The organism is Paraburkholderia sp., assembly GCF_050742655.1.
Lineage (GTDB): Bacteria > Pseudomonadota > Gammaproteobacteria > Burkholderiales > Burkholderiaceae > Paraburkholderia.
Map to the genome: position 1 here is coordinate 82,737 of NZ_JBOIGG010000001.1, position 21,079 is coordinate 103,815.

Annotated in this window: 18 protein-coding genes; 14 read left to right on the plus strand and 4 right to left on the minus strand. The window is 65.0% G+C overall.

Translation table 11 applies throughout. From position 1 onward, the window contains the following. Positions 1–61 precede the first annotated feature (61 nt). The 5 genes from ACREXZ_RS00365 (at position 62) to ACREXZ_RS00385 (ending at position 7,846) form a co-directional block, all read left to right on the plus strand. Positions 62–3,247, plus strand: a complete 3,186-nt coding sequence (locus ACREXZ_RS00365; RefSeq protein ID WP_431762033.1) for an efflux RND transporter permease subunit — start codon at positions 62–64, stop codon at positions 3,245–3,247. 12 nt (positions 3,248–3,259) lie between these two features. Further along, entirely contained in the window at positions 3,260–4,513 is a 1,254-nt protein-coding gene (locus tag ACREXZ_RS00370) for an efflux RND transporter periplasmic adaptor subunit (RefSeq protein ID WP_431762034.1), read from the plus strand. Then, the gene (locus tag ACREXZ_RS00375; protein ID WP_431762035.1) at positions 4,510–6,003 is read left to right on the plus strand and encodes an efflux transporter outer membrane subunit; all 1,494 of its coding nucleotides are present in this window, start codon (positions 4,510–4,512) and stop codon (positions 6,001–6,003) included. Before ACREXZ_RS00370 ends, ACREXZ_RS00375 begins: the two co-directional genes overlap by 4 nt. A 240-nt stretch (positions 6,004–6,243) precedes the next feature. Continuing rightward, positions 6,244–7,395: an MFS transporter gene (locus tag ACREXZ_RS00380; RefSeq protein WP_431762457.1), complete on the plus strand. Its 1,152-nt coding sequence runs from the start codon at positions 6,244–6,246 to the stop codon at positions 7,393–7,395. A gap of 265 nt (positions 7,396–7,660) precedes the next feature. Next, positions 7,661–7,846 (plus strand): hypothetical protein, encoded by a 186-nt coding sequence (locus tag ACREXZ_RS00385; protein WP_431762036.1) that lies wholly within the window; start codon positions 7,661–7,663, stop codon positions 7,844–7,846. 42 nt (positions 7,847–7,888) lie between these two features. On the opposite strand, the gene ACREXZ_RS00390 is transcribed toward ACREXZ_RS00385, so the two are convergent. After that, the gene (locus ACREXZ_RS00390; protein ID WP_431762037.1) at positions 7,889–8,899 is read right to left on the minus strand and encodes a fatty acid desaturase family protein; all 1,011 of its coding nucleotides are present in this window, start codon (positions 8,897–8,899) and stop codon (positions 7,889–7,891) included. A gap of 154 nt (positions 8,900–9,053) precedes the next feature. Continuing rightward, positions 9,054–10,097 (minus strand): L-glyceraldehyde 3-phosphate reductase, encoded by a 1,044-nt coding sequence (gene mgrA, locus ACREXZ_RS00395; protein WP_431762038.1) that lies wholly within the window; start codon positions 10,095–10,097, stop codon positions 9,054–9,056. A gap of 241 nt (positions 10,098–10,338) precedes the next feature. On the opposite strand from mgrA, the gene ACREXZ_RS00400 reads away from it, so the two are divergent. After that, entirely contained in the window at positions 10,339–10,542 is a 204-nt protein-coding gene (locus ACREXZ_RS00400; protein WP_431762039.1) for a DUF3185 family protein, read from the plus strand. Positions 10,543–10,575: 33 nt separating this feature from the next. On the opposite strand, the gene ACREXZ_RS00405 is transcribed toward ACREXZ_RS00400, so the two are convergent. Then, positions 10,576–11,337 (minus strand): phytanoyl-CoA dioxygenase family protein, encoded by a 762-nt coding sequence (locus ACREXZ_RS00405; RefSeq protein ID WP_431762040.1) that lies wholly within the window; start codon positions 11,335–11,337, stop codon positions 10,576–10,578. A gap of 400 nt (positions 11,338–11,737) precedes the next feature. On the opposite strand from ACREXZ_RS00405, the gene ACREXZ_RS00410 reads away from it, so the two are divergent. Beyond that, positions 11,738–12,097, plus strand: a complete 360-nt coding sequence (locus ACREXZ_RS00410) for a hypothetical protein (RefSeq protein ID WP_431762041.1) — start codon at positions 11,738–11,740, stop codon at positions 12,095–12,097. A 105-nt stretch (positions 12,098–12,202) separates the two neighbouring features. Here the strand turns inward: ACREXZ_RS00410 and metK are convergent, their stop codons facing one another. Beyond that, positions 12,203–13,390: a methionine adenosyltransferase gene (gene metK / locus ACREXZ_RS00415; RefSeq protein ID WP_431762042.1), complete on the minus strand. Its 1,188-nt coding sequence runs from the start codon at positions 13,388–13,390 to the stop codon at positions 12,203–12,205. Positions 13,391–13,680: 290 nt separating this feature from the next. Here metK and ACREXZ_RS00420 point away from each other — a divergent pair, with 290 nt between their 5' ends. From ACREXZ_RS00420 to dksA, 7 genes are all read left to right on the plus strand, one after another. Next, positions 13,681–14,565, plus strand: a complete 885-nt coding sequence (locus ACREXZ_RS00420; RefSeq protein WP_431762043.1) for a lipid A biosynthesis lauroyl acyltransferase — start codon at positions 13,681–13,683, stop codon at positions 14,563–14,565. Positions 14,566–14,663: 98 nt separating this feature from the next. After that, a complete protein-coding gene (dapF, locus tag ACREXZ_RS00425) occupies positions 14,664–15,527 on the plus strand; it encodes a diaminopimelate epimerase (RefSeq protein ID WP_431762044.1) in 864 nt (287 codons plus the stop codon). A gap of 50 nt (positions 15,528–15,577) precedes the next feature. Continuing rightward, entirely contained in the window at positions 15,578–16,285 is a 708-nt protein-coding gene (locus ACREXZ_RS00430) for a DUF484 family protein (protein WP_431762045.1), read from the plus strand. Positions 16,286–16,298: 13 nt separating this feature from the next. Further along, positions 16,299–17,222 (plus strand): tyrosine recombinase XerC, encoded by a 924-nt coding sequence (gene xerC / locus ACREXZ_RS00435; protein ID WP_431762046.1) that lies wholly within the window; start codon positions 16,299–16,301, stop codon positions 17,220–17,222. A 47-nt stretch (positions 17,223–17,269) separates the two neighbouring features. Beyond that, positions 17,270–18,484 carry a class I SAM-dependent rRNA methyltransferase gene (locus tag ACREXZ_RS00440; RefSeq protein ID WP_431762047.1) on the plus strand — a complete coding sequence of 405 codons (1,215 nt, stop codon included), beginning with the start codon at positions 17,270–17,272 and terminating at the stop codon, positions 18,482–18,484. Between the two features lie 183 nt (positions 18,485–18,667). Further along, positions 18,668–19,753, plus strand: a complete 1,086-nt coding sequence (locus ACREXZ_RS00445; protein WP_431762048.1) for a CobW family GTP-binding protein — start codon at positions 18,668–18,670, stop codon at positions 19,751–19,753. Between the two features lie 614 nt (positions 19,754–20,367). Next, positions 20,368–20,787: an RNA polymerase-binding protein DksA gene (dksA, locus tag ACREXZ_RS00450; protein ID WP_431762049.1), complete on the plus strand. Its 420-nt coding sequence runs from the start codon at positions 20,368–20,370 to the stop codon at positions 20,785–20,787. The last annotated feature ends 292 nt before the right edge of the window (positions 20,788–21,079 follow it).

Here is a 21,079-nt window from a genome sequence, read left to right on the forward strand (position 1 = left end):
CGCGCGACGTCCGGCGCCCGCACAGTTTGCCGGTTTTGCCCTCACCCCGACCGCACCGCTCATGTGGATCGTTCGCCTGGCGCTGCGGCGCCCGTACACATTCATCGTTCTAGCGTTACTGCTAATGATCGTCGGTCCGCTGACGATCATCCGTACGCCGACCGACATCTTTCCGAACATCGACATCCCCGTGCTGTCGGTGATCTGGACGTACAACGGTCTGCCCGCCGACGAGATGGAAAAGCGGATCGTGCTCAACTACGAGCGCGGTCTGTCGGTGGCGGTCAACGATATCGAGCACACCGAATCCACGTCGCTGAACGGCATCGCGGTCGTGAAGATTTTCTTCCAGCCGCACGCGAACATCGACGAAGCGCTCGCCCAGGTCACCTCACTGTCGCAGACGCAGCTGCGTTCGCTGCCGCCCGGGATCACACCGCCGTTCATCCTGCGCTATAACGCGTCGACGGTGCCTATTCTGCGGCTGTCGCTGTCGTCGCCGTCGCTCACCGAGCAGGAGCTGTTCGACTTCGGCAACAACTTCCTGAAGACGCAGCTCGCCACCGTGCCCGGCGCGTCGGCGCCATTGCCTTACGGCGGCAAGCAGCGGCAGATCATGGTCGACATCGACTCGCGCAAGCTGCAGCAGCGCAACCTGTCGCCGATGGACGTCGTCAATGCGATCAGCGCGCAAAATCTGATCCTGCCTTCCGGCACCGCGAAAATCGGTTCCACCGAATACTCGGTCGAAATGAACGCGAGCCCGGCATCGCTCGAAGGCCTCAACGACATCCCGATCAAGACCACCGACGCGGGCACCGTCTATATCCGCGACGTTGCCCATGTGCGCGACGGCTTCCAGCCGCAGACCAACATCGTGCGCGTGAACGGCCAGCGTGCGTCGCTGCTCACCATCAACAAGAGCGGCAATACGTCGACGCTCGAGATCGTCGACCGCATCAAGCAGATGATGCCGGTGCTGCGCAACCTCGTGCCCGCGTCGCTGAACATCGATCCGGTCGCGGACCAGTCGCTGTTCGTGCGCGCGTCAGTGCAGGGCGTGCTGCGCGAAGCGCTGATCGCCGCGTGCCTGACCGCGCTGATGATCCTGCTGTTTCTCGGCAACTGGCGCGCGACGCTGATCATCGCGGTATCGATTCCGCTGTCGATGATCACGTCGGTGATCGCACTGTCCGTGCTCGGCGAGACGATCAACATCATGACGCTCGGCGGGCTCGCGCTCGCGGTGGGGATTCTGGTCGACGACGCGACCGTCGCGATCGAAAACGTGAGCCATCAGCTCGAACAGGGCAAGAACCTCGAACAGGCAATTCTCGACGGCGCGCATCAGATCGCGATTCCGACACTCGTCTCGACGCTGTCGATCTGTATCGTGTTCGTGCCGATGTTCCTGCTCTCGGGCGTCGCGCACTACCTGTTCATCCCGCTCGCCGAAGCGGTCGTATTCGCGATGCTCGCGTCGTACTTCTTCTCGCGTACGCTGGTGCCGACGCTCGCGAAATATCTGCTGCGCCATCACCACCGGCCCGCCGATCTGCATCACACGGACGGCACGAGCCGCAATCCGTTCATGCGCGTGCATCTCGCGTTCGAACGCGGCTTCGAGAACCTGCGCGAGCGCTATCGCACGTTTCTCGTGGCGCGCGTCGAACGGCCCGGGATGTTCGTCACGGTCTTTCTCGCGTGCTGCGGACTGTCGCTGCTGCTGATTCCGTTTCTCGGTCGCGACTTCTTTCCGCAGGTCGACGCAGGCACGATCGCGCTGCACCTGCGCGCGAAAACCGGCATGCGCGTCGAGGAAACCGCGGTCGTCACCGATCGTGTCGATGCGCGCATCCGTCAACTGATTCCGTCGAACGAACTGCATTCGTTGATCGACAACATCGGGCTGCCGGTGTCGGGGATCAACCTGTCGTACAGCAATACCGGCACAATCGGCACGTCGGATGCGGACGTGCTGATCACGCTGAATCCGGACCATCACCCGACCGCCGGTTACGTCCGCACATTGCGGCGCACGCTCACCGACGAATTCCCCGGCGTGCAGTTCGCGTTCCTCCCGGCCGACATCGTCAGCCAGACGCTCAACTTCGGCATGCCATCGCCGATCGACGTGCAGATCGTCGGGCGCGACGTCGACGGCAACCGCGCGTTCGCCGCGACGCTGCTGAACCGGCTGCGCAGCGTGCCGGGGCTCGCCGACGCGCGGATCCAGCAGCCAGCGGACCTGCCGCGTATCTTCATCGACGTCGACCGCACGCGCGCGCTGCAGGCGGGCTTCACGCAGAAGGACATCGCGAGCGATCTGCTGATCACGCTGTCCGGCAGCCAGCAGACCACGCCGACGTTCTGGCTGAATCCGCGCAACGGCGTCAGCTACAACGTGATCACCGAAGCGCCGCAGTACACGATCGATTCGCTACAGGCGCTCGCGAACATTCCGCTGACCGCGAACGGTCACAGCAACATCCTCGGCGCGCTGTCCACGATGCGGCGCGAAGCGGGCCACGCGGTGCTCACGCACTACAACGCGCAATCGACGGTCGATATCTTCGGCACCCCCGACGGCCGCGACCTGGGCGCCGTGTCCGACGACATCGAAAAGGTCATCGCGAGTTCGAAGGCCGATCTGCCGAAGAGCTCGACGATCTCGGTGCGCGGCCAGGTGCAGACGATGAACGACTCGTTCTCGGGCCTCTTCACCGGGCTGCTGTTCGCGATCGTGCTGGTGTATCTGCTGATTGTGGTCAATTTCCAGTCGTGGCTCGATCCGTTCATCATCATCACAGCGTTACCGGGCGCGCTCGCGGGCATCGTCTGGATGCTGTTCCTCACGCACACCACACTGTCCATTCCAGCGCTGACCGGTGCGATCATGTGTATCGGCATCGCCACCGCGAACTCGATTCTCGTGATCAGCTTCGCGCGCGAACAGTTGCTCGAGCACGGCGACGCGACGCGCGCCGCGATCGAAGCCGGCTTCACGCGCTTCCGCCCGGTGCTGATGACCGCGCTCGCGATGATAATCGGCATGGTGCCGATGGCGATCGGCCTTGGCGAAGGCGGCGAGCAGAACGCGCCGCTCGGCCGCGCGGTGATCGGCGGGCTCACCATCGGTACGCTCGCCACGCTGGTGTTCGTGCCGGTCGTGTTCTCGATGATCTACCGGCGGCTCGCCGACCGGCGGCGGCGTTCGGCGGAACACGTGGTTCACAAGTCATCCTGAGGCAAGGCATCGATGGAAGGTCGACATCCTGACGAAACCCCACCGGGCGGCAAGCCGGCGACGTCCGGCACCGTATCCCACCGCAATCGCTGGCTCGCGATCGTGGCGGTGATCGTCGTGCTCGTGCTGGCCGCACAGGGCATCTGGTCGCGACACAGCGCGCATGCCGCGCTCGAACGCGACGCGGAGCATGCGAGCGCGCTGAGCGTTGCCGTCGTGCAGCCGCAGAAGTCGTCGTCGGCCTTCGACCTGGTGCTGTCGGGCAACGTGCAGGCCTTCCTCGACACGCCGATCTACGCGCGCACGAACGGCTATCTGAAGCAGTGGTACGCGGACATCGGCGCGCACGTGAAGGCCGGACAACTGCTCGCCGAAATAGAAACACCTGAGGTCGACGACCAGCTGCGCGCCGCGCGCGCGGACCTTGCGAACGCGCAGGCCAACTACGCGCTCGCGAAAAGCACCGCCGACCGCTGGACCGGGATGCTGAAGAGCAACTCGGTGTCGAAGCAGGACACCGACGAGAAGGTCGGCGACATGCTCGCGAAGAAAGGCACGCTCGATGCCGCGCGCTTCAACGTCGCGCGGCTCGAAAAGACGCAGTCGTTCCAGAAGGTCTATGCGCCGTTCGACGGCATCGTCACCGCGCGCAACGTCGACGTCGGCGCGCTGATCGACGCGGGCAGTTCGGGCGGGCCGGCGAAGGAGCTGTTCCACGTCGCGTCGGCGGACCGGCTGCGGGTCTACGTGAACGTGCCGCAGGCCTACGCGCAGCAGGTGCACGCGCAGCAGAGCGCGTACCTCACGCTCCTCGAGCGGCCGTCGAAGCACTATCCCGGTACCGTTGCGCGCAGCGCCGGCGCGGTCGATCCGCAGCAGCGGACGATGCTCGTCGAAGTGGACGTCGACAACCGCAATGGCGATCTGCTGCCAGGCGCATACGCGCAGGTGCACTTCTCGCTCGGCGCGGGCGGCGCGCCGTTCACGCTGCCCGGCAATACGCTGCTGTTCCGTCCCGACGGCGTGAAGGTCGCGACCGTCGATGCACAGCAGCGCGTGAAGCTCGTGCACGTGTCGCTCGGTACCGACTTCGGCACACGCATCGCGATCGCGTCGGGATTGCAGGGCGACGAACGGGTGATCGTGAATCCGCAGGATTCGATCGTCGACGGTGCGCCGGTGCGGATCGCCGCGGCGAAGCCGGCGAGCAGCGCCGTCGCGGGCAGTGAACCAGCGGCCGGCGAACCGCCAAAGGTCGCAGAGTGAGCACGCGGCGCCTCTCTTCGCGCAACGCGGTCGCAGCGCTGCTGGCCGCGTCCGCGTTGACCGGATGCACGGTCGGCCCCGACTACGTGCGGCCCACCGCGACCGCCGCGGCGACCTACAAGGAACTCGAAGGCACCGGCTGGAAACCCGCACAACCCGGCGACACCGCGTTGCGCGGCGCATGGTGGGAGGTCTACGGCGACCCGGCATTGAACGGGCTCGAGCAGCAGGTCGCCGGCGCGAACCAGAACGTGCAGGCCGCGCAGGCGCGTTTTCGCGCGGCCCGCTCGCAGGTCGCGCAGTTCCGCTCGACCTTCTTTCCGGTCGTGACCGCGGGCGGCGGCTTTTCGCGCACGCGATCGTCGGAGAACGTGCTGTACAAATCCACCGCGGGCCGCACGATCAACGACTACCTCGTGCAGGGCGACGCAACGTGGGAGCCGGATCTGTGGGGCCGCGTGTCGCGCAGCGTCGAAGGCGCGAAGGCGAACGCGCAGGCGAGCGCCGCCGACGCGCAATCGGTGCTGCTGTCGATGCAGGCCGAACTCGCGACCGATTACTTCGAACTGCGTGGCATCGACAGCGAACAGCGACTGCTCGACGACACGATCAAGGCGTATCGCGAAGCGGTCGATCTCACGCAGCATCGTCTGACTGGCGGCATCGCCACCGATGCCGACGTCGCGCAGGCGCAGACGCAGTTGCAGACCACCCAGGCCCAGGCAATCGATCTCGAGGTGCAGCGCACGCAGCTCGAACACGCGATCGCGATTCTCGTCGGGCAGTCGCCATCCACTTTCTCGCTGCCGGTCGCGCCGCTCGCCGCGGTGCCGGTCGTCGCGCCGGCCGGTGTGCCGTCGGCGCTGCTGGAACGGCGCCCGGACATCGCGTCGGCGGAACGCCATGTGGTCGACATGAATGCGCAGATCGGCGTCGCGACCGCTGCGTTCTTTCCGAACCTGTTGCTGTCGGTCACCGGTGGCCTCGAAGCGACCAACTACAGCCAGTGGCTGCTCGCGCCCGCGCGCTTCTGGTCGCTCGGGCCGTCGCTCGCGGGGACGCTGCTCGACTTCGGCGGACGCGCGGCCGTCAAGGCGCAGGCCCAGGCGCAGTACGACGAAAGCGTCGCGCAGTACCGGCAGACCGTGCTCACCGCGTTCGGCGAGGTCGAGGACAACCTCGCCGCGCTGCGCGTGCTCGAACGCGAAGCGCTCGCGCAGGATCAGGCGGTCTCCGCGTCCGAGCGCTCGCTCGCGATCGTGTCGAACCGCTACAAGAACGGTGCGATCACCTATCTCGACGTCGTCGTCGCACAGACCACCGCGCTGACCAACGAGCAGCAGGCCGTGTCGATCGCGCGGCGCCGGATGGCTGCGAGTGTCGCGTTGATCAAGGCGCTCGGCGGTGGGTGGGATGCGTCGGCGTTGCCGAGTGGGGATCAGCTCGTGCATCCTGATGCGCCGGCGAGCGCGGGGGCTGCAAAGGGTTAGGCGTTCGCACGTTGCATACAACGCGATCCTCATCGCATCGACCGCGGCCACACCGTGCCGTGGTCGTCCCGATCGGCGTATCGTCTGATTTTTTGCCGATAGGAGACCCCGTTCGTGAATGCCCCGCCGAAGCCCGACCGCACCGTTTCTTCGGCTGCTTCTCTTTCCGATTCTCCGCCCTCACCGCCACCCGACGAACGCTATCTCGAACGCGGCACGCCAGCCTACTGGCGCGCGAGCATCGCGCTGCTGTTCGCGGGCTACGCGACGTTCTCGTTGCTGTACTGCGTGCAACCGCTGCTGCCGGCATTCTCCGAGGCGTTCGGTGTAAGTCCGGCGCAAAGCAGCCTGTCGCTGTCGCTAACGACGGCCGCGCTCGCAGTCGCGGTGTTCGTCGCGGGCTTCGTGTCGGAAGGCTGGAGCCGGCACCGGCTGATGACCGCTTCGCTGACGCTGTCGGCCGTGCTCACGATCGCGGTCGCGTTCACGCCGCAGTGGCACACGCTGCTCGTGCTGCGGACGCTCGAAGGACTCGCGCTCGGCGGCGTGCCCGCGGTCGCGATGGCCTACCTCGCGGAGGAAGCGCACCCGGACGGCCTCGGCCTCGCGATGGGACTGTACGTCGGCGGCACTGCGATCGGCGGGATGGCAGGGCGTGTGATCACCGGCATCGTCGCGGATCTGTTTTCGTGGCGCGTGTCGATCGGCACGATCGGCGTGCTCGGACTGCTGTCGATGCTCGCGTTTCGCGCACTGCTGCCGCCGTCGCGCCACTTCGTGCCGCGTCGCGGGCTCGGCTTCGCGCATCATCGCGCGGCGCTCGCCACGCATTTTCGCCGCCCCGGTCTGCCCGCGCTGTTCCTGATGGGTTTCGTGCTGATGGGCAGCTTCGTCACGCTGTACAACTACATCGGCTATCGGCTACTCGCGCCGCCATACCGCCTGAGCCAGGCAGCCATCGGCACGATCTTCGTCGTCTATCTGACCGGCGTCGTCGCTTCGCCTTGGTCGGGGCGGATGGCCGATTCGTTCGGCCGCGGGCGCGTGCTCATCGCGAGCCTCGTGCTGATGCTCGTCGGCCTCGGACTCACGATGCTGCACCCGATCGCTGCGATCGCCGCCGGCATCGCGTGCGTGACGTTCGGCTTCTTCGCGGGCCACGCGGTCGCGAGCGGCTGGGTCGGCCGGCTTGCGAAGGAAGCGAAAGGCCAGGCCGCTGCGCTCTATCTGCTCGCCTACTATCTCGGCTCGAGCATCGTCGGGTCGTATGGCGGCCGATACTGGACCGCCTATGGATGGAACGGTGTCGCGGGACTGGTGGGTCTGCTGCTCGTGGCAGGCGTTGCTATCGCGTGGCGGTTGCGCAGTCGCGAACGCATCGGCGCGGCGTGAATTCGCGCCGCCGAGGCAGCGTGTTTTCGCGGGTAAAACGCATAATCGGAAAGCGCTTTGTAAGTATGCGCTACACACTCGCGACGCCGTCTAAAATCGCTCGAAGCCCTGTGCCATAGGGCTTCGACAGCGAACGAACCGACGCTCTAACAGCGCGTCCACAGGTAATACCCCTTCGTTCGTCACCTATACTCGAATCGAGTCGACGCCCCCAGAAAAATCAGAAGTGGCGTGCGGCGAAGAAGGATCCGATAAGGAGACGAATATGACAACCTATTTCACGATCAGTGATTTCATCCTGGTCATTCCGATGGCGCTCGCTGGTGCGCTGTTCCTCGGAGCGCTACCGTGTGCAACGGAATTCAGACATAACGTGCTACGCGTGCTGGGTGCGCTAATCGGCGTCGCATTCGCAGTCGTGCTGGTCGAAGGGTTGCCGGCACTGATGTGACGCTCGCGCGTCGCGTGCAGTAGGCGGCCGCTGTCAACGTCGTTAGCCGACGCGGCCTGACCGTCGGAACTGCCGCAGCGCCGCGCGAAAGTAATGCGTATGCGCCGCCGTGCCTGGCGGCGTTGCGGCGTGATCGTCCGCGAGAGCGGGTAATGCCGTCCATGGCAGCGTCGGGTAGCGGTGGTGCAACTGGTGCAGATGATGGTTCATCAGCACCGCCTGCCAGAACCGCGGTACGCGAAAATTGCGGGCACGCCCCGACACGTCGAGCGGGACATCGTAGTGCGGCAGGTTGTCCGCGAGCGACAGCCACAGACCGCGTAAGTACATCGTCGCGAGCAGCAGCGGCCACCATTCTCCATACAGATGAAATGCGAACGCATGCAACGCGAGCGACAGCGCCGCGTCTCGCCGGATGCGCGCGCGCCGCGCCGGGTCACCGGCAAATGCGACGAACAGCCGCTGCACGTCGGTGCCGACGGGTCCTTCGGCACCGACCGAACGCGACACCAGACGACACGCAACGTCTGCCGGCAAGTACGCGAGGATCGGCAGCATCACCTCCGCCAGATACAACCCGCCGAGCAAACGCACGTAGTACGACACCGCACGCCACGTGCTCGACGTGCTCGACGTGTGACCGGTAGCATCGTCGAATACATCGGGCCGATCGTACGGTTCGCGCGTGAAGCGATGGTGCATCAGGTGACCGAAACGAACCGCGTCGAACGGCAGCATGAACGCGATGGCGAGCAGTCGGCCGACCGCCTCGTTCCAGCGATGCCGCGGCAGCAGTTGTCCGTGAATCGCTTCGTGAATCAAGCCCCAGTGCGTCGGTGAAAGCACGACGAGCAGCATGGTGACCGGCGCGACAATCCACCACGCGACGCCCACATAGGCCAGAAGCAGCGGCCAACCGAACAGCTGGAACAGCAACACCGCGAACACGAGCGCGAGCAGCGCGACGTTCGCAACCCGATCGATCGCGACCCGGCGTGGCGGTCGCTGTTCAAACGTTGCATCCGCTCCCGCCGTGGCGGTCTGTCGATCCATCGTCGCTCCGTCGATTCGATATCGCCGGAGAACTTAGCAATGCCGGATGACAATCGGAAGAATCGCTCACCGGCCGGTGACAACCGGTAAGCAGTCCACGTAAAAAAACCGCCCGAAGGCGGCCTGCGATGCGAGATACGTGAAATGCGAGTGTTCAGATGCGCTGATCCGTCGACGGTTTTTCCCACAGGTTCACGCCGCCCTCGATTGCATGGCTGTCGATCTCGGCGAGCTCTTCCTTCGTGAACGACAGGTTCTTCAACGCGCCGGCGTTCTCGCGCACCTGCTCCGGCTTGCTTGCGCCGATCAGCGCCGACGTCACGCGCGAATCGCGCAGCGTCCATGCGAGCGCCATCTGAGCGAGGCTTTGTCCGCGACGCTGCGCGATGTCGTTGAGCTTGCGCACGTGCTCGATGTTCTGCTCGCTCAGATGCTCCTGCTTCAGCGAGCCGCCGCCGGCCTTGTTGATCCGTGCGTCCTGCGGCACGCCGTTCAGATACTTGCCCGTCAGCAGACCCTGCGCGAGCGGCGTGAACGCGATGCTACCCGCGCCGACTTCGTCGAGCGTATCGAGCAGTTCGTGTTCGACCCAACGGTTCAGCATGTTGTACGCCGGCTGATGGATCAGCAGCGGCACTTTGTATTCGGCCAGCAGCTTCGCCATTTCACGCGTCTTCGCAGCCGAATACGACGAGATGCCGATGTACAGCGCCTTGCCCTGCTGTACGGCGGTCGCGAGCGCACCGGCGGTTTCTTCGAGCGGCGTGTCCGCGTCGAAGCGATGCGAATAGAAGATGTCGACGTAGTCGAGACCCATGCGCTGCAGGCTCTGATCGAGGCTCGCAAGAACGTACTTGCGCGAGCCGCCGCCCTGGCCGTACGGGCCCGGCCACATGTCCCAGCCCGCCTTCGACGAGATCAGCAGTTCGTCCCGATACGGCTTGAAGTCGTCCTTGAACAGACGGCCGAAATTCGTTTCGGCACTGCCGTACGGCGGCCCGTAGTTGTTCGCGAGGTCGAAGTGCGTGATGCCGAGATCGAACGAGGTACGCAGGATCTCGCGCTGCGTCGACAGCGGCGTCGTGTCGCCGAAGTTGTGCCACAGCCCGAGCGACAGCGCGGGGAGTTTGAGACCCGACTTGCCGCAAACGCGATACTGCATGTCCGAATAGCGTGCTGAAGCTGCTTCGTAAGCCATGGGTGAAATCCTTGGTGAAAAACGGGAAGGGTCGTCCGGCTGGTGCCGGGCGACGGTGCGGATTCAGAGCGGGTACGTCGAACGCATTATGTTAGCGAATCGCGACAGGTCGTGCAGCGTCGTGCAGAGGCTCGACATGTGGGACGAAGCAAGCGGACCGGGCGGCGACGCCGCAGCGGGATGGACGCTGCGGCGCGGGTCTTCTACACTGCGGGCCACCGAACGATCGACGAGGCACCTTATGACGAAAGCGATTTCAGTGGCATTGGTTGTCGGCGGCATCGTGCTGCTGTATTTCGGCGGGCAGTCGTTCCATTCGTTCAGCAACGACGTGTCACGCGTGTTCACCGGCGCGCCGACCGACCGGACGATCCTGCTGATTGCCGGCGGAGTCGTCGCGACCGTCGCGGGGCTGGTCGGGCTCACGGTATCGGGCAAACGCTGAGCGCGGCGAACGGTCGGCGGTCAGCCGTCAAAGTCAGAATGCGATTTCGGGCCTGGACGCGGAGCGCGTGCCCGGCAGCGGCACGTTGCTCGCGCCGTGATACGTGAAGACGAGCGAGAACTTCACGTCGGCGGACAGATTCTTGCCCGCCGAGTGCAGCGTGTTGCAATGGAAGAAGACCACGTCGCCGGGCTTCAGTTCGGGGGAGAACGCGGTCTCGATCAGCGCCTGATTCTCGGGCAGATCCGCACGGAAGAACTTCGCCTCGTCGAAACGGTTCGACGTGAACGCCGGCGTATGCGAATGCGGCACGAACCACAGGCCGCCGTTGTCGACCGTTTCCGGGCCGAGCGCGAGCCACACGGACACCAGATCGTCGCGCTCGAACGACCAGTAGCGCACGTCGCGATGCCAGCCGGTCAGGCTGCCGTACGCGGGGTGCTTGGTCATCATGCAGTTGTGATGCGCGCGCGACAGGCGCGGCTCTTCGCCGAAATACAGTTCCATCCAGCCGCGGATTTCCGGCGCGGTCGCCCACTCGTGAAACCGCGGATGACGCGCGTAGGCATCGAGCAGGCGTCTCGCCGTGTGGCCGCCTTGCGCCTGCCGCGACTCGGGCGCGCCGGGGTAGCGCAGGTCGGCCTCGAACTCGATCGGCGCCGCGGCTTCCTGCAGTTGCTGCAACGCGATCTGCCTCAGCTCCGCGCAGCGCTCCGGCGACACCAGCCCCGGTACGACGACAAAGCCCTGCTCGCGCAGCGTCTGGATCTGTTCCTTCTTCGAATGGCCTGGCATGGGATTCCGCTTCTTTGGACTGACCGTATGCGCGATTGTAAATCGTGCGCGATCGCACTGCGTCGGCTTTGCTGCGTCAATGGGGCGCACTGCACGATGCGAGGGCACGCGCGCACGGCATTCGCGCCCAAAGGGCATGATCGGCGGACGCGCCGCGAGGGTAAAAACGGACTTCCGACAGTCACGGATCGCGTGTAGCCTGATTCGCATGTCGTATGCAATTTCCGTCCTTGCACGGCGGGTGCGGGCTCTGTCGGCCCATGTCACCCGTCCTGCCCGTCCCGTTACGCTTCCGTGTTCTCCCCGGCCTGTCCGTCGCGCGGTGGGTGCCGTCATTGGCACGCTTGCTGCTGCATTCGCTCGCATCTCCCCTGCGCGCCGCCGCCCCCTTCCGAAAGCCATGCACACTATTTTAAGCACCCGACTCACACGTGCCGCACGCATCGCGGCGCGTCCGGCGCAGCGCCACGTCGTGCGCGCGCTGCGTCATCACTCCGCGCGGACGCGCGCGCTCGCCGACCAATGGCGCGAGGCGCGCCCGATCGACGGCATCCGCACGTGGTTCTATGCGTTCTTCTCGGCACTGCGCGCGCGACGCAGTTCGCACCGTCTGTCGCTGCGCACGCTGTTGCGCAAGCCCGCGCCGTTGCGCGCCCCTTCCACGCGGCGGATTCCCGCGCCGCACAGCACGAGCCGCCGGCCGCGTCGTCTGGGCGCGAGCAGCACGGGCTGGTTCGCGTTCGCCTTTGCCGCCCGCTGATCGCGGCATCGGATCACATCGCGCACACCGGAATGAAAAAGCCCCGCACGGCAGATGCCGTGCGGGGCTTTATTCAACTGTGGCGATAAATGCTGCAATAAGCGCTTACGCGATCGCGGCGACCGGTTCCGTGCCGGCGGCTTCGGCGAGTACGAGTGCCTTGTCCGTCGCTTCCCACGAGAATTCCGGCTCTTCGCGGCCGAAGTGACCATATGCAGCGGTCTTTTCATAGATCGGGCGCAGCAGGTCGAGCATCTGGATGATGCCCTTCGGACGCAGGTCGAAATGCTCCTGCACGAGGCGCGTGATCGTCGCATCCGACACGCGACCCGTGCCGAACGTGTTCACCATCACCGACGTGGGCTGCGCAACGCCGATCGCGTACGACACCTGGATCAGGCAGCGCGACGCGAGGCCCGCGGCGACGATGTTCTTCGCGACGTAACGGCCCGCGTACGCGGCCGAACGGTCCACCTTCGACGGATCCTTGCCCGAGAACGCGCCGCCGCCGTGCGGTGCGGCGCCACCATACGTATCGACGATGATCTTGCGGCCCGTCAAACCGCAATCGCCTTGCGGGCCGCCGATCACGAACCGGCCGGTCGGATTCACGAGGAACTTGATGTCGCCCTTGATGAGCTCGGCCGGCAGCGTCGGCTTGATGACTTCTTCGATCACGGCTTCGCGCAGCACCGACAGTTCGATGTCCGGCGAATGCTGGGTGGACAGCACGACCGTGTCGATCGCATGCGGCTTGCCGTCGACATAGCGCACCGTGACCTGCGATTTCGCATCCGGACGCAGCCAGGGCAGGCGGCCATCGCGACGCAGGTTCGCCTGACGCTCGACGAGGCGGTGCGACAGGTGGATCGGCAGCGGCATCAGTTCGGGCGTTTCTTCGCAGGCGTAGCCGAACATCAGGCCCTGGTCGCCGGCGCCCTGGTCGAGGTTGTTGTCGTGCGCACGGTCGACGCCCTGCGCGATGTCCGGCGACTGCTTGTCGTAAGCGACAAGCACCGCGCAGCCGCGGTAGTCGATGCCGAACTCGGTGTTGTCGTAGCCGATGCGCTTGATCGTATCGCGCGCGACCTGGATGTAGTCGACGTTGGCCGTCGTAGTGATTTCACCTGCGAGCACGACGAGGCCGGTGTTGCACAGCGTTTCCGCTGCAACACGCGAGTATTTGTCCTGCGTCAGGATGGCATCGAGGATCGCGTCCGAAATCTGATCCGCGACTTTGTCGGGATGACCTTCGGAAACGGATTCGGAAGTGAAGAGATAATCGTTTGCCACGTTACAGACTCCTGAAGTGTGGTTACGGTTGAGTTTCACGTAGCCAGCTTCTAGAGCCTGAAGCGGCGACGCTTTAGCGGATTTCCTGACCGGCCCGCGATGCATGACGCGTGAAACGCATCTGTATCGTGCTGACCGGCTTCGCCCCGCAAGTTGTCTATTAACTCGGCGAAGCCTTTATTATAGCGACTTCTTCAATTTGTCGCAGAGTAACCCCGCGTGTCGCATACCCATTCGTTCACCGTATTTCGCGGCCTCGCCCCGCGCGCCGCCGTGTCCGGAGCGCAGGCATGTTGAGCCAGCTCGGTGTGAAACTGGCCCTCGGCCTGTTGAGGCTATTTGCGCTGCTGCCCTACGGCTTCGTTGCGCGCCTCGGCGACGGGCTCGGCTGGCTGCTCTATCAGATACCCAGTGGACGCAAGCGCGTCGTCCACATCAACCTGAAGCTGTGCTTTCCGGAATGGAGCGACGAGCGCCGCGAGGACGTCGCACAGAAGCACTTCCGCCACGCGATCCGCAGCTATCTCGAGCGCAGTTTTCAGTGGTTCGCCTCCGCGGAGAAGCTCGAGAAACTGGTGCAGGTCGACAGCGAAATCGATCTTGACGATCCGGATATGCCGCCGACGCTACTGCTCGGCTTCCACTTCGTGGGAATCGAAGCGGGGTCGATCTTCATCAATCACGCGCTGCACAGGCAGTGCGGTGCGCTCTACCAGCCGATGTCCAATCCAGAGCTCGAAGCGGTCGCGAAGGCCGCACGCGGACGTTTCGGTTCCGATATGGCAAGCCGCGCCGACAGCGCGCGGATCGTGCTGCGCTGGCTGCGGGAACGCAAGCCGGTCATGCTCGGCGCGGATATGGACTACGGGATGCGCAACTCGACCTTCGTGCCGTTCTTCGGCGTGCCGACCTGCACGCTGACCGCGGTCGGCCGCTTTGCGAAAGTCGGGCACGCACAGGTGGTGCCGATCATCGGCGAGGTGCTGCCGCACTACAAGGGCTACCGGCTGCGCGTGTTCAAGCCGTGGGACAACTACCCGACCGGCGACGACGATGTGGACGCCCGCCGGATGAACGCGTTCCTCGAAGAGCAGATTCCGAAGATGCCGGAACAGTATTACTGGGTCCACAAACGCTTCAAGACGCGGCCGCCCGGCCAGCCGGGGTTTTACTGAGCGACGGGCGGCGGCCGGCATTCGGGCCGCCCGGACCGCATGCCGCTCACGTCGACGCAAACGCATAACTGCGCCCGCCCGTCCCGTACAATAGCCGGATGAAACTGAAATTCACCAAGATGCACGGCGCGGGCAACGACTTCGTCGTGCTCGACGGCTATACGCAGCCGCTCAGCCTGAGTGCCGCTCGGGTGCGCGCGCTCGCCGACCGGCATTTTGGTATCGGCGCGGATCAGTTGCTGCTGGTCGAACGCCCGACCATCGAAGGCGTCGATTTCAGGTACCGCATCTTCAATTGCGACGGCGGCGAAGTCGAACACTGCGGCAACGGTGCGCGCTGCTTCGTCAAGTTCGTCCGCGACCAGGGTCTCACCGACCGGCACAGCGTCCGCGTCCAGGTGCAGAACGGCATTATCGTGTTGACGATGCAGCCGAACGGCGAAGTCGTCGTCGACATGGGCAGCCCGATCTTCGAACCGGTACGTGTTCCGTTCGACACGCAAGGTCTCGAAGGACGCCACGCAGGCGACGACACGCTGTGGCCGCTCGACGTGAACGGCACGACGCGCTGGATCTCGGCGGTATCGATGGGCAATCCGCACGCGGTGCAGATCGTCGAGGACACCGAGGCATTTCCGGTCGGTATCGACGGCCCGGTGATCGAACGGCACCCGCGCTTTCCGCAGCGGGTCAACGCGGGCTTCATGCAGATCGTTGGGCGCAACGAGATCAAACTGCGCGTCTACGAGCGCGGCGCGGGCGAGACGCTCGCGTGCGGCACGGGCGCGTGCGCAGCGGTCGCGGCGGGCATCCGGCGCGGGCTGCTCGACTCGCCGGTCACCGTCCATACCCACGGTGGCGCGCTGACAATTACGTGGGACCGCGCGCGCGAAGACGCGCCGCTGCTGATGGCCGGCCCGGCCACGACCGTCTTCGAAGGCGAGATCGAACTGGCCGACTGACTCCTCTCATTCAACGCAGCGTCCCACCCGGACGCTCATCCGCCGAAACCATGAACGATCGCGAAGTCGCCGAATACCTGCTGGCCAACCCCGAATTCTTCGCCGAAAACGCGGAGATGCTCGCGACCATCCGTCTCGCGAATCCGCACGGAAAGGCCGCCGTGTCGTTGCAGGAGCGGCAGATGGAAATGCTCCGCGACAAGAACAAGCATCTCGAGCGCCGGCTCGCCGAGCTCGTGCGCTACGGGCACGAGAACGACAGCATCGCTGCGAAATTCAACCGCTGGACCGTCCATGTAACGGCCGAACGCGATCCGTACGCACTGCCGCGCGCGATCGGCAACGGCCTGCGCGACGTGTTCGACGTGCCGCAGGCCGCGTTGCGCGTCTGGGACGTCGCCGAGCCCTACGCGCAGGCCGATTTCGCGCGCCATGTCGGCGAGGAAGTGCGGATCTTCGCGAACAGCCTCGTCGCGCCGTACTGCGGCGTGAACACCGGCTTCGAAGCGGCGCAGTGGCTCGCACCCATAGCCGCGGCCGACGAAGCGGACGGTACGTCCGCCACGGCCGAAGCCATCGAATCGATCGCGCTGCTCGCGCTGCGCGATCCCGAAGGTAGTCCCGACGCGCCCGCATTCGGGTTGCTGGTGATGGGCTCGGCCGATCCACGCCGCTTTCACGACGGCATGGCTACCGATTTCCTCACCCACATCGGCGCACTCGCCGGCGCGGCGTTGAGCCGCCTGTTGCCGCGCTGACGCGCTCGCCATCGTGACGCCCGCCGATCCGGTCGCCGCCTACCTCGCGATCCTCGAGCACGAGCGGCGGCTGTCGGCACACACGCTGCGCGCCTACACGCACGAACTCGGCGAACTGCAGAAGCTCGCAAACGGCCGGCCGCTCGAAAGCCTCACCGCCATCGACATCCGCGGCGCCGTCTCGCGCGCGCATGCGGGCGGCCTGTCCGCGCGCTCGATCGGGCACCGGCTGTCCGCATGGCGCGCGTTCTATCGATGGCTCGCCGGGCGGGTCGAACTGCCCGCGAATCCGTGCGCGACAGTGCGCGCACCGAAACGCGCGAAGACGCTGCCGAAGGCGCTATCCGTCGACGATGCGCACACGCTGATGGAAGCGCCCACCGCCGGTACTGCCGAAAACGTCCGCGATCACGCGATCCTTGAACTGTTCTATTCGTCGGGGCTGCGGCTCGCGGAGCTGGTCGGCCTCGACGTGCGCTACGCAAGCGTGGGGGACTATCAATCGGCCGGCTGGCTGAAGCTCGACTCGGCAGAGGTCGAAGTGCTCGGCAAGGGCAATCGTCGACGCATCGTGCCGGTGGGCAGCAAGGCGCTCGACGCGCTGCGCGCATGGCTCGCGGTACGCGACGAATTCGTCAAGCTCGATCCGCATCCGCTGTTTCTCTCCGCGCGCGGCAACCGGATGTCGCCGAACGTCGTGCGCGACCGCGTGAAGCGCGCGGCGCTCGTCGCCGGCATTCCGGCGAACGTGCATCCGCACGTGCTGCGCCATTCGTTCGCGACTCACGTGCTGCAGTCGAGCGGCGATCTGCGCGCCGTGCAGGAACTGCTCGGCCACGCGAGCATCACCGCCACCCAGGTCTATACGGGCCTCGATTTCCAGCATCTCGCGCGCATTTACGACGCGGCGCATCCGCGCGCGAAGAAGCGCGACTGACGCCGCATCGGCTGCTGTGTCCGCTGAATCCCCCACGAAGTGAAGTCATGAATATCGTTACGCTCAAACCGTCGAAAGAAAAATCGCTGCTGCGTCGGCATCCGTGGGTCTACGCGAATGCGATCGACCACGTCGACGGCAAGCCGGACGTCGGCACCACCGTGCTCGTGCGCGCGCACGACGGCCGGTTTCTCGCGCGCGCCGCCTGGAGCCCGCATTCGCAGATCCGCGCGCGGGTCTGGAGCTTCGACGAAGCCGAACCGATCGATCATGCGTTCTTCAAGCGCCGTGTGCAGCGTGCGCTTGCGCACCGGCAGACGATGGTCCGCGATACCGGCGCGGTTCGCCTGATCTTCGGCGAAGCAGACGGACTGCCCGGGCTGATCGTCGATTACTACGTTCCCGACACGCCTGCGCAGAACGCCGCGGGCAGCGGCCAGATCGTGTGCCAGTTCATGGCTGCCGGCGTCGAGGCGTGGAAAGCCGCGATCGTCGACGCACTGATCGGCGCGACCGGTTGCCCGAACGTCTACGAGCGCTCGGACGTGTCGATCCGCGAGAAGGAAGGTCTCGAGCAGATCACGGGCGTACTGGCCGGCGACCCGCCCTCGGATACGCTGATCGCGAGCGAGAACGGCGTCCGCTATCACGTCGACGTGCAGCATGGCCACAAGACCGGCTTCTATATCGACCAGCGCGACAACCGCGCGCTCGTGCAGCAGTTCGCGCAGGACCGCGACGTGCTGAACTGCTTCTGCTACACCGGCGGCTTCTCGCTGGCCGCGCTGAAGGGGGGCGCGAAGCGGGTCGTGTCGGTGGATTCGTCGGGCGAAGCGCTCGCGCTCGCGCAACGAAACGTCGAGGCCAACGGCTTCGATGCGGCGCGCGCCGAATGGCTCGACGCGGATGCGTTCAAGACACTGCGCCGCCTCTACGACGAGGGCGAGCGCTTCGATCTCGTCGTGCTCGATCCACCGAAGTTCGCGCCGTCACGCGAGCACGTGGACCGCGCGGCGCGCGCGTACAAGGACATCAATCTCACCGGCTTCCGGCTGCTGCGGCCGGGCGGTCTGCTGTTCACGTACTCGTGCTCGGGTGCGATCGACGCCGATCTGTTCCAGAAGATCGTCTCGGGCGCGGCGGCCGACGCGCGCGTCGACGCCCGCATCTTGAAGCGTCTCGGCGCGGGGGTCGATCATCCGCTGCTCACCGCATTCCCGGAAGGCGAGTACCTGAAAGGGCTGCTGTTGCAAATCGCGTGAGCGCCCCCATCTGCGGCGAATCTTACGTCCGTGCGGCACGTCCGGCAGCCAGCCGCCAAGCGGGCACTTGACAGATATGTTTCAATATTCGGCTGAAGCACGCGCGGCGATGCCCAAGGCTCGCGCCCCGCGTGGCCCCCAATTCATCGATACACCGATTCACGTACCCAGACAGGCGACCACATGATTCCCGTCACCATCCTGACCGGCTTTCTGGGCAGCGGCAAAACGACGCTGCTCAAACGCATCCTGAACGAGAAGCACGGCATGAAGATCGCCGTGATCGAAAACGAGTTCGGCGAAGAAAACATCGACAACGAAATCCTCGTGCAGGACACGAACGAGCAGATCATCCAGATGAGCAACGGCTGCATCTGTTGCACGATCCGCGGCGATCTGGCCCGCGTGCTCGCCGACCTCGCCGCGCAGAAGCGCGACGGCAAGCTCGATTTCGACCGCATCGTGATCGAGACCACCGGCCTTGCGAATCCGGGCCCGGTCGCGCAAACGTTCTTCATGGACAACGACATCGCCGACGAATTCCTGCTCGACGCGATCATCACGCTGGTCGACGCGAAGCACGCGAACCATCAGCTCGACGAACACGAAGTCGTACAGCGCCAGGTCGGTTTCGCCGATCGCCTGTTCGTCACCAAGGCCGATCTCGTCGACGAGAAGGCACTGGGCGATCTGCGGCACCGTCTGCTGCACATGAACCCGAAGGCGGCGATCAAGGTCGTCAATTTCGGCGAAGCGGACATCAAGGAAATCTTCGACCTGCGCGGCTTCAACCTGAACGCGAAGCTCGAGATCGATCCGGACTTCCTCGCTGAAGACGAGCATGATCACGACCACGACCACGATCATGCGCACGATCACGATCATGACCACGATCATGCGAACTGCGATCACGAAGGCCACGATCATGAGGGCCACGACCACGCGCACGACCATCACCACGCGCATCACGACGACAAGATCAAATCGTTCGTCTATCGCAGCGACCGCCCGTTCGATCCGAACAAGCTCGAGGATTTTCTCGGTGGCATCCTGCAGATCTACGGCGAACGTCTGCTGCGCTACAAGGGCGTGCTGTACATGAAGGGCGTCGACCGCAAGGTCGTGTTCCAGGGCGTCCACCAGATGATGGGCAGCGACCTCGCCACGAAATGGCAGCCGGTCGAAAAGAAGAACAGCAAGATGGTCTTCATCGGCATCGAACTGCCGCAAGACCTGATCACCGACGGCCTCGACGCCTGCCTCGCCTGAGCGTCGTCCTGAGCATGACCCTGCGCGCCCCACCGGCGTGGCGGCGCCCGGACCCGTGCCACGCGGCACGGGTCGCCGGGCAGGGCGTCCGGCAAGCCTTTCGGCCAGCCATCCGGCACGCGTGAAAACCCTGTCGCCGTAAAGCGTGCACGACCATCGCTTTTTGATTGTCGGCGCGTTATATTTTCGGGAATCGGGGGCGGAAAGCTTGCGACTCTCCCGGTTGCGGTGCCGTATTGTGATTCAGTTACAATACGTGCCCACTGGAGAAGGACAACGAATCGCCCGGCCGTCGCGTATAGTGTGCCGGGCCTGAAAACGGCGCCGGAAAATCTCGTCCGGAAGGGACGCCGACATCGCCGGCCGGCATATCGGCCGTGAGGCGCGTACCCGGTCTGCAATACCTCGGGAGCATCCGCTCGAGAGCATCCGAACCGGTTTCCAGAGGAGTTCGGCCCCGCATCGGCGCATGAGCGCTACGCGCTCCGGCATCACGACAGCTCACCGTCCGTGTTCGCCGGCGCTTCATCAGCGTCATCCAGACGCCGTTGCGGGCTACACGAAAGTGCGGGCAATATGTATGAGTTTTGCCCCACATTGAAGAAGCAAGCCAGATGACGACGAAACGACCTTTGACCGAAGCCGAAATCCTGAAGATGAGCGACAAGGATTACATGAATGAGGATCAGCTCGCTTTCTTCAAGAACCGGCTCGAACAGCTGCAGGCGGACATCCTCCGCAATGCCGGCCAGACGACCGAAAACCTGCGCGAAACCGTGATCGTGCCGGACCCGGCCGACCGCGCGACAATCGAGGAAGAGCATGCGCTGGAACTGCGCACGCGCGACCGCGAACGCAAGCTGCTGAAGAAGGTGCAGCAGTCCATCGCGCGCATCGAATCGGGCGACTACGGCTGGTGCGAGGAAACCGGTGAGCCGATCGGCGTTCCGCGTCTGCTCGCGCGGCCGACGGCGACGCTGTCGCTCGAAGCGCAGGAGCGCCGCGAACTCCGCCAGAAGCTGTTCGGCGACTGACCGCCGCGGCGCGGCCAGCTCCGCGCCCCATCACAACGCTTCGTCGAAAGGCGCACGGCATGCCGTGCGCTTTTTTCTTTTTGTGCCACCGGTTTTGCTGTGTCGGGCCGGCTTGCATCTCCGGTTTGCATCTTTTACCGGCTCCACGGCCGTGCCGCGGCCGCATCGGTCTTTCTTCCAAAGGCCGCCCGTGTGCCAGCCCGCATGCCACCGCTTTTTCGCCGCAGCCGGCGCGAACGGCTCTTGATATGACGCCGCACGCCCTAAAATAAATCCGACATGCGCTGCACGT

Bases quoted from the DNA above. Each gene is read 5' to 3' on its own strand.
- ACREXZ_RS00365 (WP_431762033.1), top strand. From the start codon at position 62: ATGTGGATCGTTCGCCTGGCGCTGCGGCGCCCGTACACATTCATCGTT.
- ACREXZ_RS00370 (WP_431762034.1), top strand. From the start codon at position 3,260: ATGGAAGGTCGACATCCTGACGAAACCCCACCGGGCGGCAAGCCGGCG.
- ACREXZ_RS00385 (WP_431762036.1), top strand. From the start codon at position 7,661: ATGACAACCTATTTCACGATCAGTGATTTCATCCTGGTCATTCCGATG.
- ACREXZ_RS00390 (WP_431762037.1), bottom strand. From the start codon at position 8,899: ATGGATCGACAGACCGCCACGGCGGGAGCGGATGCAACGTTTGAACAG.
- mgrA (WP_431762038.1), bottom strand. From the start codon at position 10,097: ATGGCTTACGAAGCAGCTTCAGCACGCTATTCGGACATGCAGTATCGC.
- ACREXZ_RS00400 (WP_431762039.1), top strand. From the start codon at position 10,339: ATGACGAAAGCGATTTCAGTGGCATTGGTTGTCGGCGGCATCGTGCTG.
- ACREXZ_RS00405 (WP_431762040.1), bottom strand. From the start codon at position 11,337: ATGCCAGGCCATTCGAAGAAGGAACAGATCCAGACGCTGCGCGAGCAG.
- ACREXZ_RS00410 (WP_431762041.1), top strand. From the start codon at position 11,738: ATGCACACTATTTTAAGCACCCGACTCACACGTGCCGCACGCATCGCG.
- ACREXZ_RS00420 (WP_431762043.1), top strand. From the start codon at position 13,681: ATGTTGAGCCAGCTCGGTGTGAAACTGGCCCTCGGCCTGTTGAGGCTA.
- dapF (WP_431762044.1), top strand. From the start codon at position 14,664: ATGAAACTGAAATTCACCAAGATGCACGGCGCGGGCAACGACTTCGTC.
- ACREXZ_RS00430 (WP_431762045.1), top strand. From the start codon at position 15,578: ATGAACGATCGCGAAGTCGCCGAATACCTGCTGGCCAACCCCGAATTC.
- ACREXZ_RS00440 (WP_431762047.1), top strand. From the start codon at position 17,270: ATGAATATCGTTACGCTCAAACCGTCGAAAGAAAAATCGCTGCTGCGT.
- ACREXZ_RS00445 (WP_431762048.1), top strand. From the start codon at position 18,668: ATGATTCCCGTCACCATCCTGACCGGCTTTCTGGGCAGCGGCAAAACG.
- dksA (WP_431762049.1), top strand. From the start codon at position 20,368: ATGACGACGAAACGACCTTTGACCGAAGCCGAAATCCTGAAGATGAGC.